The organism is Clostridium aciditolerans, assembly GCF_016316925.1.
GTDB classification, from domain to species: domain Bacteria; phylum Bacillota; class Clostridia; order Clostridiales; family Clostridiaceae; genus Clostridium_AM; species Clostridium_AM aciditolerans.
The window spans coordinates 26,977-40,669 of sequence record NZ_JAEEGB010000002.1 but is presented as its reverse complement, the minus strand read 5'-3'; the positions used below and the strand labels follow the sequence as shown (position 1 = coordinate 40,669).

The following is a 13,693-nucleotide window of genomic DNA, read 5'->3' as shown; positions in this document are numbered from 1 at the left end:
TCCTTAGTGCTACATACAAAAGTCATTTCATCTTTTCTCCTTGGAACCATATTTTTTCGAAAATTAAATATCTTACATGTATATATTAGTTCTTTTTATAAATTTAAACCATAAGATAACACAACATTAAACTAACAATTTTGTCACTTAGGATCATGAAAACAACTAGTCATTTAAAATCAAATAAAATTTCTGCTAGCTCAATAAAATGATTCTTATATCGTAATTTTCCAATACCAACAACACATCTTCTTTTAAACTATTAAGAACTTTCTCATAACCAAAACACTTCCTACAGCACATAAGATTGTTCCAATAAGCATAAAGCTCCATGACATAGTTGTTATTATAAAAGACGGATCTATAACACTAATGAACATTGTTGCCAAATAAGGAGCTACTTGTCTATATATAAAACTATATAAGAAGTAAATTGCTATTGCTGCGGACACTGCTCCTAAAATTCCAACTATCATTCCCTCAAAAATAAATGGCCATCTAATAAACCAATCTGTTGCACCAACATATTGCATTATATTAATTTCATTACGTCTTGGATATATGGCAAGTTTTATTGTATTTTTGATTAAAAAAAATGATACTACCACAAGTATAAGAAAAATTATCACTCCTCCCCATTGAATTACTTTAGTAAGTACTAAAATTCTTCTTGGGATACTTTGTCCACCACTAATTTCCTTTATACCTTGTAATCCATTAATTTGAGAAATTATTTTAGGTATCTCATCTGGTCCATTTACTTTAATTATATATGATGCTGATTTGGGAGTATCATTTTCAAAATGCGCTGATAAATTTTTGTTTCTATTATCTAATTTCTTTTTCATATTTGCTGAAGCTTGTTTTTTATTTTCAAAGGTAATATCAGTTACACCCTTTGCCGCTTTTATTTTATTATATATATTTTGCTGATCTGTAATCTTTATATCATCCTTTAAAGTCACCCATATTTCAAATTGGGAGTAAATACCGATAATCCCCATTTTAACATTCAATATGAATAACAAAAACATTCCTAAAACAAATAATGTTGATATTACTGTAGCAATGGAAGCAAGACTAACAGCAGCATTTCTTCTAAGACTTTTTAAAGCATCTTTTAAAACAGATTTTTTTATAATCAATTATTTCACCATCTTTCTAGCTCCAATATAAGTAGTCCAAAAATATCCCCCATAGATTATGATGAAAATAAGCGCGGTTATTAAAAACTGCCCTGTAACGTTAACAGTTCCAAGATAATTTACGACTACCTTTGCTACCTTTAATCCAACAATAGAATGAATTAATGCTAGAAATAGTGGCAGCATAAAATAAATTGCTGTTTGTGTCAATATTGTTTTATTTAGCATTTCATCATCTACACCCATTTTTTTGAGAAACTTGTATCTTTCAATGTTATCCGCTGACTGAGATAACTGCTGAAGAGATAATATTGCTGCTGATATTATTAAAAATATTAATCCCATGTAAAGAACTAAATAAGAAACCATTCCTGCCATTCCAAAAACGCTTGCTCTTAATTGCTCATTAGTATTACATATAAGGGTTATTTCATTTTTTTTACTCTCAGATAGTGTATGTACCTCCTTTAAAAACTCCTTCTCTTTCTTAGCTTTGTCCCCCTTAAAATTGAGATCTAAAAAGCCTAAACCTGGCACTAATTCCTCTGCCAGCTCATCTCTTACTATAAAAGTGCAAGCATTACCTTTAGCAGGAATACCCTCCATGGTAACCTCCATAACAGGTTTTTTTGAAGGTATTAATTCCTGTCCACCTACTTTAATTTTTGTTTTTTTATCCATTGCTTTTTGAATAGAAGGTAATAGCTCTTTTATATCTCCAAAGGCTGCATACTCTCCCTTATTTAAAGTTATACCTTCCTTTTTATAAAATTTCATAATGCTATTAAAATCAGATAGCTTCATTATTGTTATTAACCTATCCTTCGCAACATCTACATTTGACTTATTTTTCTCCCCTTCCTCCTTACCAATATAAGTTTTAATCCCTAAGTACTCATCTTCATTTTTATTATAATAATCATAATAAGTAACGTAATCTTCTGCATAATAATTTAAATTTATGTTTTTATTCAAAAACTCATTTATTGGCAGTTTACCATCATAAAGCAAAGTAACATCATATTGTGGTAAATCATCTATGTTTTTATTTAAAGTTTTGCTAATGCTAAACCCACCTGCGAGCAGGCATATTGACATAAATATCATTAAAGATACGAAGGACATAGACATAAAGGTAGTGTTTATCCTGCTGTTTATCTGCCTTAATAAAAACATATTTAATTCTTTTAAATATATTCTTTTACTATTTTGAACTAACCTTAATAAGAATCCAGATAAAGAGAAGAAAAATAAAAAGGTTCCAATTACAACCAGTGTTATAGGTATAATAATAGTTATATCCGCAAATATTATTCTTAAATTGTTACTTAAAATTATATAATAAGCACCTGCTATTAAAATAATACTAATAATAAATATTATCATTGAAGTTTTTAAACTCTTTACTTTTATCTTTTCATTTTTTCTTCCATCCGTTAACAAGTCAATAAGCTCCAGCTTTGTTATGGATATAGTATTAAATAAAAATACTACTATGTACATTACTGTAAAATAAACTATAGTTTTTATAAATGCTCCACTGGAAAATGTGAATTTAAAACTTTCCAGCTTCACATGAAATAATTTTGCCGTAAAAATTGACATTCCTTGAGATAAGAAAACTCCTAAAAATAATCCTATTCCTAAAGAAAATATTCCAATTAAAATAGTTTCAATCAATAATATATTTGATATTTCTCTACTTTCCATTCCTAGAGTTAAATATATTCCAAATTCTTTTTTTCTACGTTTTATAAGGTAACTGTTAGCATATATTATTAGAAATCCAAGTATGCATGATATAAATATAGATACTATCCCCATTAACTCATCTATTTTCTGGAAAATGTGAAGCTGATATTCATTAAGCTTCATCATAATCTTTTGAGAACTAATAGAATTAAAGGTATAAAAGATACATACTCCAAATACTAAGGTTAAAAAGTATATGGTATAGTCTCTTAAACTTCTTTCCATATTTCTTTTGGCAAGCTTAGTATACATCTCTTACGTCACCTCCAAGAAGAGATACTACTTCTATAATTCTATTGAAAAATTCTTTTCTAGAGTCCTTCCCTCTTATGATTTCATTAAATATCTTACCATCCTTAATGAATAATATCCTTTTTGCATAACTAGCTGTGAAGGGGTCATGTGTTACCATCATTATTGTAGAATTTCTAATTTTATTTAAACCTTCTAAACTTTCAAGTAGGAGTTTAGCTGCTTTAGAATCTAAAGCTCCTGTTGGCTCATCTGCTAGTATTAAAGAAGGATTTGTTATAATTGCTCTAGCTGCTGCCACCCTTTGCTTTTCTCCTCCAGATAGTTCATAGGGATATTTGTTTAAAATATCTGTTATATTAAGTGTTTCAGCAACCTCTTTTACTCTCCTATCAATATTTTCACTATCTATTTTCATTATGCTAAGTGCTAAAGCTATATTTTCATAAGCTGTTAAGGTATCTAATATATTAAAATCCTGAAATATAAAACCTAGTTCTTCCCTTCTAAATTTAGCTATTTCCTTTTTATTTAATTCAGTGATATCCTTGTCACCTATATTAATATGACCACTAGTTACTTTATCTATTGTTGAAATACAATTTAACAACGTTGTTTTACCACTGCCGGAAGCCCCCATGATTCCTATGAACTCTCCCTCATCAACCTGAAAGCTGATATTATTAATAGCTTTCGTTACAACACCACTGCTGCCATAATATTTTTCTATGTTTTGAACTTTTAATACTGTCTTACTCACAATTGCCTCCTTAGGACCATATTTTCTGGAAACTTAGATGCCTTATATGTATCTTCAATTTTTAAGAGGACAATTGACAGAGGACAGTGAAGGTGAGTTTTCTTCCTTACGTCAGAAAACTAATTTGTTTTTGAGCTCGTTTCACTAATGTGAAACATCGGCTTATAATATAATTAAAGATTTTTCGTAGTGTAACGTAGAAAAATCCTCCTTCATTGTCCTCTGTCCTCTAAAAAATGCGACCCATTTTTTTACTTTACGAATTGCAGTTACATGTATATATTATCTTTTTTTATGAATATAAGCCATAGAATAGCATAACAGAAAACTAACATTTTTGTCACTTAAGCAGCGAACTCAGATGGAAAAAACAAATTTAAATGAAAAACTTTAACAATATTAAAAGGGTAATTCTTAGATTCCCTTAGAATTACCCTTCAATTTGCATAAAATTAATTTTTATTTTTCATTGCCGATCTAAACATTATGATGGATGTAAATATAATTACGAACACTACCACCCATTTTAACGTAGTAAGCGGTAGTTCCTTAACAATATACGCAGCGATCAGAACACCTATAATACCAAAAAGATTTGTAGCCAAGGATACCTTTCTGTGATAAGCACCTTCCTTAACAAACTTGATGGCCGCTACAGGCTCAAGAAATGCACAGGAACCCATCATTATAGGAAATGCTACCTTAGGAGACATTCCCAAAGCAAAAACCAAAGCCATACATGGTGCATAATTTCCTATTCCTATGCACATTAGAGCTCCCAGAATAAAGTTACCTATCAGACCTATTACAAGCTTAACTCCTGTAAGTGCTGTTGCTGTTCCTCCTATAGGCATTATATTTAGCAATCCTGACAGCATTACAAATGCAACAACCAGAAGGGCTATTCCCATTCCAATCTGGACCTTTTTTTTCGGTAGCTTGGCCACTATTCCCGCCCCGAAGTAAGAACCTGCAGTAGCTGCTATGATCATTGTAATCAACGTAGTTATATCAACTTTAATAACAGTCATGAATATAAGCGCTTCTGTTACCACAGGAATGCAGTTGGCAACATTCAAGGTGCCTGGAATTATTCTGTCATCCACAAGCTTTAAAAATTTATAAACTGCAGTGGTAGGGGCAAAGCTCCCTATTCCCAAAGTATCAAAGAAATTTGCTATCAAACCTACTATTCCATAAACTAACCAGTTACCGCCTTTCTCAAGTCTTCCTTCTTTTTTTGTTTTCATGAAGTCCTTGAAAAAAACAAATGCAAAAACTAGAGTTAAAGCCATAAGAATTCCTGAAACAATTTTAATGATCATGCTAAAATCTCCTTTTAATTTGAATACAATAATACTTGACCTTTTTATAATTATATAATATTTTATGCAAATATTAAAGAGAATTGTTAGGTTAATTCAGAAAATTGAAATTAAAAACAAAAACTTATTCAGTTTTCATTTTTAATTTCAATAATATTTATCTTAGCAGCTTTTCCTGTAACGACTTTCAGCGATATGGTTGCAAAGAAATGAAATTAGTTAATACCAAAATTTTCAAATTTTTAAAAGAGATAAGCATATGTTGTTATTAAATATCAGGAATAGGTTTAGGACTTCCTAAACTAAATGCATATTGTTTTTAGGGAATAGTACAGAAACGGTAGTCCCTATCCCCTCTTTAGAAGTTATGCTAATACCTAATCCCAAACTGTCACAAAGCTTTTTACTTAAATAAAGCCCAAAGCCTGTAGACTCCCTAAACTTTCTACCATTCTCGCCAGTGAAACCTTTGTTAAATATGTTTACTAGTGATTTTTCACTTATACCAATACCTGTATCACTTATATTTAAGATTACTTCTCCATTATTATTTTTACACTCAAATAGAATCTCACCCTCGAGTTTTTCTATATATTTAATGGAGTTACTTACTATTTGATGTAAAATAAACTCAATCCACTTTTTGTCGCAAAAAACAAATTCATTACATTCTATAATTTTAATCTTTATATGTTTATCAATAAGAGTGTTGGAATTTCTAATGACTACATTATTAATACAATCCTTAATATTTAACTTCTTAATTATATAATCCCTGTCCACTTGATTGCTTTTACTATAAAAAAGGGACTGATCTATATAGTTTTCCACTCTCTCTATTTCATTTAGAATATTAGAGGTTACACTAGATTTATTGTTATCAATGATTAATTTAATGGCTGCTATAGGTGTCTTTATTTCATGTATCCACATTTCTATGTATTCTTTATATTCTTGTTTATCATTGATAAACTTCCCTATCTCATCATTCATTGCCTTATCAGTTTGAGTTATAATATCATACAAAATTTTACTTTCTAAAAAATCTCCTTCGCAGATAAGCTCTGAAATCAGATATTTTTTATCTAATGAATCTAGATTTTCATATACCTTTTTATAATATTTACTTTTAGTAAGGTAATCATAAAAATAAAAACTTATAAATGCTGCAAAGTTTAAAATGACTATAAAAATAATAGCATGCAAATCAACACTTAGAGCCTTTAAAATCATGGATGTAAATATTAATACAAAAACCTCAATTGCAATAAAAATAGACTTTTCCTTAAAATACTCTCCTATTCTCATGCTAAAATATACCCTTGTCCTCGCTTAGTTTGAATGTAACCCACTGCCCCAAGATCTTCTAGCTTCTTTCTAAGTCTATTTACATTAACAGTTAGTGTGTTGTCATCAACAAACTCTGCTTCTTGCCATAAAGATTTCATAATTTCATCCCTGGAAACAATTTTTCCATTATTACTTATGAGAATATGTAGAATTTTACTTTCATTTTTAGTAAGCTCTATTTTATTGTTATTAAACGCAACCTCACTAGCAGCAATATTATAAATAATTCCTTCATATCTTAGAGAATTAACTTGTTCATTTCCATAAGTCCTCTTTAATACAGCAGAAATTCTAGCTAATAAAATTTGTAGGTTATAAGGTTTAGTTATAAAGTCATCCGCACCTAAATTTATGCTCATAAGTTCATCTAACTCATCATCTCTGCTGGTAACTACTATAATTGGTACCTGTGAAACCTTCCTAATTTCTCTACATACATAATGACCATCAAAGTATGGTAGATTAATATCTAATAAAATAATAGATGGATTTTCCTTTATAGCTTCTTCTACTATATTTTCAAAATTTATTGAGAAACAACTATTGTAGCCATATCTATTAAGAAAAGTACAAAGTTCATCTCTTATTCTAGAATCGTCTTCTATGATAAATATCTTTTCCATAATACACCTCATCTTCAGATTAATACTACCTAATCCTCTCTTCTCTCCTAATTACTATTTTATTTAAAACCTTACAATATTCCCTTATAGTATATCACTCATAGCAAGCTTTTTTAAATATTGAACCACATTTTTATCCATAATATTAATAATTACCCTCGAAACTTACTTATTTAAGTTTTTGGTAAAAATGTACAAATAATATACTTCCGCACAAAAATACTCCCCCTAATGACAGATTTTTATTTTTAATCTATCTACCTTAAGGAGAGCATATCAGCTTAAATAATATGGTGTTCTTATATTTGATTAAAGTTCATGGTTCTTCAATACTGGGACCATAAACACAACTAAAACTAACATCATTAACAAAGCAGCTGTCATTACCGTCCAATGTACAGGAGCCCTATTAAGAATGATTCCATAGACTAACGCACCTAAGGGCATGCCTCCCTTAGTAATCATTCCAACAATCGAAAACATTCGAGACATGTATTCGTTGGGTGTTGCTCTTTGTACAAAGGTCTGCACAGGAACATTGATGAACATAATGGCGATACTTAACAGTCCAAGAACTCCTGCCAGTAAGTTAAAGTACAAAACGCTGCCTCTGCCTAGTAAAAACAAACTATGTGGAAACAATAGAAACGAAAAAGTCAGCATTGCAAGCATTAGTAGACTGCAGCCGCTTACAAGTGATTTTGTCATCTCCTGCTCTTTACTAAATAGCAGGCTTACCAGAATGCTCCCTAGTAGTGCTCCTAATATAATTATCATCTGAAGGTAACCGTATTGTGTGTCGGGATATTTCAATTGGGTTCTAAAAAACAAAGGCAATGTAACTGAAAATATTGGCTGTATAACGGCGTATATTACTAGGAAAAAAATACACAGTTTAAGTATTACTTTATTAGTTAGAACGAATTTAATACCATCTGAGAAATCTGCTGTGAATCCTGGTACACCAGTGGCTGGTTCTCGCTTTATATGCTTGTACCTGATCAGTAACGAACTGCCCGCCGACATCAAAAATGAGACTCCATTGATAAAGAACACCACTGTAATGCCCACTTTTGCATACAGTGTAGCACCAATTACTGGACCTAACAGACTGCCTAAGATTCTAAGCGTTGCAAGAGTAGAATTGGCCTTTGTCAGTTCATTCTGAGCCACCAATTGGGGCAGCATTCCTTTAGTAGCTGGATCAAACAAACCATACAACAAAGATACTACTACCTGCATCCACAGCAGCAAAGTCAGGCTCATTCTGCCCGAATATGCACCAAAAGCCAAAGCCATTATTGCCGCAGCACTAGCTAAGTCTGTTGCCACCGTGATCATCTTACGATTAAGCCTGTCCGCAAGTACTCCAGCAAAGGGATAGATTATAAGAGCCGGCACTAAACACATAAAGGAGAACAACCCAACAGTAGCTGACGAGCCTCCTGAATCGATAATATATAAAGGCATAATCACCATTTGAATTCCCGTTCCCGTATCGGATATCATTCTTCCAAACATAAGTAATATAAAGTTTATATTCAAAGCTTTCTTACCTCTTTTCATAAACCCGTCACCTCCAAACCTTTCCACATTATAGAGCGACTCGGTTGAGTCGCTCTTTTAGCATTGTATCTTTTGAACTTGTTCATCGCAGGATTTCTACGTATCCTTCTTTTCCATTGATCCTTATTCTCTGCCCGTCTTTGATCAATTTTGTAGCATTCTCAACACTTACCACTGCAGGTAGACCATATTCTCTTGCAACAACGGCCCCATGGGTCATCATCCCTCCTACTTCAGTAACCAAACCTTTAATTGATACAAAGAGCGGAGTCCAACTAGGATCAGTAAATGTTGTGACCAAAATATCGCCTTCCTCTATATTGGCATCCTCCATTTTCAAAACAACCCTTGCACGCCCTTCAACGACACCTGACGAAACCGGTACTCCTGCTAAGGCTCCTTGAGGTATCTTATCTGTATTATATTCACCTGATATAATCTCTCCCTCGGAAGTTATGACACGAGGAGGTGTGAGCTTTTCGAAAATTTCGTATTCCTCTTTTCTCTTAGTTATCATGTTGTAATCTAATCGGTTTGTTCTAATAACATTCCTAAGCTCATCAATGGTTAGGTAATATATATCTTCCCTATTTTTTATTATGCTCTTCTGAACTAGAATATCTGCTTCTTCCAAAAGTGCCTGTTTTATAATCCAGTTAAACCATATGAGAATATACTTATTAAATTCACGATAACCAGCATAATTGCGTAAAACGCTGATTGCTTTCTTTGCCTTCTTTGCTTTCCTTTTCCCACCAGGCAATTTCTCAAGACGACTTAAGATTTTCTGCTCCTTCTGCTTTGCTTCCCTCAGACCCTGTTCAAATTTTATACTGTGTGCACCAGGTCTAAAAGCTTTTATATTGCTTAAAATTGCTGAAACAAGTATAGTAGGATTTTCATTCCAGCGTGTTCTAGTTATATCAATTTCCGCTGAACAACGCATACCATATTTCTTAAGAAATGTTTTAATTGAATTAGTAACAGCTAGACCACCTTCCAGCTTAGCTAAATCCTCAAAAAAAGTCTCTTCCTTTGGTTTTTGAAAATATTCAATTACTGCTGGATACTGCCTTACCACATCAGCAACATCCAAAAGCTCAAGACCCATTTCAGATGTGACATTATTAGATACGGATTGAGCAAGGGTATCAGCTACATTCTTTTCGCCTAGCCATTTTTCAATATTTTTGTTTATCCAATAAGAAGCATAGGCACCTGCAAAAACCACACCATAGCTGTTAAAAATAATATTCTTTATTCGCTCCATACTCCTCAAAATAAAATTAAACAATTCATCTCCTGAGACTTTTGTGATATTCTGCTCCAGTTCTAGCAATAGAGCCCTATTGTTGTTCATCAAGCTTTCAACTATAACCGGATCATTTTTCCTATAGTCTTTTATTGTAAGCCTTAACCATTTCAAGTACATTGATTTTGCACCCATAGCTGTCTTTCCCTTATATAAAGTTTTGATAAAATCCTTTCGTTTCGCTAGGTTAATAAGTGCATTTTTCATTAGAACATCCACCGTATCGAAACCTTTTATAAAAGTCTTCCTGCTAAGAGGTGAAGAAATCTCATGGGACACATCAATATATAACCTCCCACCCATCTCACTCATACCAGAGTTAATCATCTGTTTAAATAGAGCCTGAAAGAAAGATAATCCTAGTGGTCTCATGGCTTCAGTCATCATCTGCCTGTGTCCAAAGGAGATGTACACATGATTCTTTCCATCATTAGTTTCTGGTGGTATAGGATATAATGTTGTGATAGGTCGGCTCTGAACAATATAAAAATTATCTCCATAAAGACACCATTCTATATCTTGTGGTCGTCCAAAGTAGGCTTCTATCTTTCTGCCCATACTCTCTAACTTTAAAATACTATCATCTAAAAGGGTCTGCATGTCCTGCTTTGAAGCCTCAAGTTCTTTCTCCTCTGTGCCTCCCTTTTCAAGTGCATAGATTGCCAGCTTCTTCTTGGATATCTTTTTATCAATTATTCTGCCTTCCCGAACTTTATAGATATCTGGATTTACTAGACCTGATACAAGGGCTTCCCCAAGTCCAAAACTTGCATCGATGGATACAACCTTTCTGTTAGATGTTATAGGATCTGCAGTAAACATTATCCCTGAAGCCTGTGGGAAAACCATCTTCTGTATTACTACAGATAGATAGACCTTGCGGTGGTCAAAGTTATTTTGTATACGATAAATCACTGCTCTATCTGTATACAGTGATGCCCAACACTTTTTGATGTGCTTCAGTATGGCATCTTTCCCTACAATGTTTAGATAGGTATCCTGCTGTCCTGCAAAGGAAGCCAGAGGTAAATCCTCTGCTGTAGCACTTGAACGTACGGCATAGGCATTTTTTTCACCAAGCTTTGAAACATATTTTAAAACCTCTTCCACAATATCCTTTGAAATAGATATTCCTTCGATAATCTCGCGAATTTGTTTACTGAGTTCACCAATTTTTCCTCTGTCATCCACCTTTAAAAGAGATAATTGATGAAGCAATGCATTAAACTCCGGATTGTTTTCAACAATTTTTTTATATGCTTCAGTAGTTATGCAAAAGCCATCTGGAACACGTATTCCCTCAATTTTGGACAGTTCACCAAGATTAGCGCCTTTGCCACCTACAACTGGAAGCTTTGATTTATCAATCTCTTTAAAGTCTAGCACACATGAACTCATACATATTCCTCCTTATAGAAATTATTTCTAAGTAAATTTATACATTCCTCAAATTCTTTGAAAAAAGTTTCATAATCAACTTCTATTTTGTTTGATATTTGATTCATATACCCATCAGTAAGCCAAAGAAGCATTTTCATAACGAGCTTTGGATCAACGCCTTCCTTAAATCTTGAATAGTCCATTCCATCAAAAGCAATTCTATTTCTAAAACCTTCTCCTTTTGCTAAAATTGCTTTTATGTCCTCTTTTACTTCTTCATCACTTTCGAAATATACACTTGTTAAAAAAGATGGCATTCCGGGATGCTTCTTCATAATTGAAATTTCAATATTAGATGAAAGCTTAATCCTTTCAAAGAAGTCAGTGACGGTATAATCAAATTTTTCATCAACTTCCTTCATCACAATATTGCCACATAACTCAATTAGATAAAAATATAAGGCTTTTTTTGTACCAAAGTAATGAAACACCATGGCTTTTGAAATTCCCGCCGCTGAAGCTATATCACTTACTGAGGTTTTCTTATAACCATTGGTGCCAAAGCATTTAAGAGCAGCATCTATAATTGTTTTTTGTTTATCTGTAGGTAAATTAAAAAATTTCTCCATAAGTTTCACCTCTCAAAGTTTATAAACCGATTCGGTTTATTATGATATAATTATATTACCATAAACCGATTCGGTCAACACTGTTTTCAATAATATTTTATTCATTAAGTTTAAACTTTAATTTTAATATATTACTTAGACAAGGTGCTATAAACAGAATTCTTGGCTTCAGGTGGAGTTTGTCTGCGACCACTGGGCAATTCTGCCCGTTAAATGCCATTTAGGCATTTAACCTCCACCTGAAGCTTAGAAATCGTTATCCAGGGACATAGCCGCTCTTTACTCCCATTTGAAGAAAAGCAGAGAGCCCAAATCTTTGATTTGGTGCGAATCGCTTTCACAGAGTGCGATGGGAGTATTAGAGCGGGTAAGTCATCGGATAAAATTTAGACCACTGTTAATATCCTGCCCCTCCGTTAATAAAAAAACTGCTGACAAAATATGTCTGTCAGCAGTCTGGGGAAGTCAAAAATGAATTCCTAGGTTCTTTATTTGCTAGGTATTCTGTAGCCAGTTTCAAAATCAACTACATTTTTCAATGGCTCCTGTTTCTTAAAATGTTCGAGATTTTCAATACTTATGTTAACAATTCTTCTCAAGGTTTCTGGAAGGTGAAAAAATCCTGATATATGAGGAGTAATAACAACTCCTGGTACATCCCATAATCTATGTTCAGATGGTAATGGCTCTGGTTCTGTTACATCAAGTCCTGCTCCACTAATAATTCCGTTTTCAAGGGCATCACACAAATCATCAGTACATATGCAGTTTCCTCTTCCTACGTTAATAATAATTGCATCTTTCTTCATCAAGTTAAATTTATCCCTATTAAACAAATGGTAAGTATCCTTTGTTCCTGGAAGAGATAAAGCCACTATATCTGCTTTAGGTAAGAGGGCATCTAAGGCTTCCATTGTATATAATTCATCAATATATTCTGGTTTTTGTCCTTTCGTCCTTTTTATACCTATTGTATAACTTCCAAGTGCCTTCATTTTTCTGGCAAAATCTCCTCCAATATCGCCAAGTCCTACAACTAGTGTGGTACTTCCTTCTATTGAAGTAACATTTCCTTCATCCTTCCATATATGTTCCATCTGATTTCTATAATATAGATTCAGCTTTTTCTTAATTTCAAGTACTAGACCTAACATGTGTTCAGATATTGCAAGGCCATAGGCACCGGTGGCATTAGTAAGATGCGCTCCTTCAGGAATTACACCAGCTTCACAGTATCCATCTGTGCCTGCACTATTTAATTGCAGCCATTTAAGCTTTTTACTTCCCTTTATATATTGTGGTGGAACATTGCCAATGATTATATCAGCACTTTTTACAAGTTCATCAGTAATTTCCTCAGTAGTTATAAAAATGTACTCTGCCTCTGGCATTTTTGACTGAAGTTTTTCTTTTTCTTCTCCATTTAATGAAATCACAACCAAAATTCTCATCTATTACCACTTCCTTTACTATATATTATACTATATAGTTAGTAATTTAATAAATTTTACTAAATCTCCTTCATGAACTCAATTTCTATGCTTGTGTTCCCAAGTGCGCTTTTTATCTTAATCAATACTTTTTAAACTTATAAATAAT

General features: G+C 32.7%; 10 protein-coding genes. All 10 read right to left on the bottom strand.

Translation table 11 applies throughout. The features are described 5' to 3' along the window. Positions 1 to 254: 254 nt before the first annotated feature. Complete coding sequence (ftsX, locus tag I6U51_RS00875) at positions 255 to 1,145, bottom strand: permease-like cell division protein FtsX (protein WP_211140723.1); 891 nt, start codon at positions 1,143 to 1,145, stop codon at positions 255 to 257. Then, positions 1,146 to 3,149 (bottom strand): ABC transporter permease, encoded by a 2,004-nt coding sequence (locus I6U51_RS00870; RefSeq protein WP_211140722.1) that lies wholly within the window; start codon positions 3,147 to 3,149, stop codon positions 1,146 to 1,148. It lies immediately after the preceding gene. Then, positions 3,139 to 3,909: an ATP-binding cassette domain-containing protein gene (locus tag I6U51_RS00865; protein ID WP_211140721.1), complete on the bottom strand. Its 771-nt coding sequence runs from the start codon at positions 3,907 to 3,909 to the stop codon at positions 3,139 to 3,141. Before I6U51_RS00865 ends, I6U51_RS00870 begins: the two co-directional genes overlap by 11 nt. Before the next feature lie 452 nt (positions 3,910 to 4,361). Continuing rightward, positions 4,362 to 5,234: a sulfite exporter TauE/SafE family protein gene (locus I6U51_RS00860; protein ID WP_211140720.1), complete on the bottom strand. Its 873-nt coding sequence runs from the start codon at positions 5,232 to 5,234 to the stop codon at positions 4,362 to 4,364. Between the two features lie 297 nt (positions 5,235 to 5,531). Next, positions 5,532 to 6,542 (bottom strand): sensor histidine kinase, encoded by a 1,011-nt coding sequence (locus I6U51_RS00855; protein ID WP_211140719.1) that lies wholly within the window; start codon positions 6,540 to 6,542, stop codon positions 5,532 to 5,534. Beyond that, positions 6,539 to 7,207 (bottom strand): response regulator transcription factor, encoded by a 669-nt coding sequence (locus I6U51_RS00850; RefSeq protein ID WP_211140718.1) that lies wholly within the window; start codon positions 7,205 to 7,207, stop codon positions 6,539 to 6,541. The genes I6U51_RS00855 and I6U51_RS00850 overlap by 4 nt, the downstream gene beginning before the upstream one ends. A gap of 309 nt (positions 7,208 to 7,516) precedes the next feature. Continuing rightward, entirely contained in the window at positions 7,517 to 8,773 is a 1,257-nt protein-coding gene (locus tag I6U51_RS00845; protein WP_211140717.1) for an MFS transporter, read from the bottom strand. Positions 8,774 to 8,855: 82 nt separating this feature from the next. Continuing rightward, positions 8,856 to 11,483, bottom strand: coding sequence for a phosphoenolpyruvate synthase (ppsA, locus tag I6U51_RS00840; RefSeq protein ID WP_211140716.1), 2,628 nt, complete (start codon positions 11,481 to 11,483; stop codon positions 8,856 to 8,858). Next, positions 11,480 to 12,094 (bottom strand): TetR/AcrR family transcriptional regulator, encoded by a 615-nt coding sequence (locus tag I6U51_RS00835; protein ID WP_211140715.1) that lies wholly within the window; start codon positions 12,092 to 12,094, stop codon positions 11,480 to 11,482. The genes ppsA and I6U51_RS00835 overlap by 4 nt, the downstream gene beginning before the upstream one ends. A 488-nt stretch (positions 12,095 to 12,582) precedes the next feature. Further along, entirely contained in the window at positions 12,583 to 13,545 is a 963-nt protein-coding gene (locus I6U51_RS00830; protein WP_211140714.1) for a D-2-hydroxyacid dehydrogenase, read from the bottom strand. Between the last annotated feature and the right edge of the window lie 148 nt (positions 13,546 to 13,693).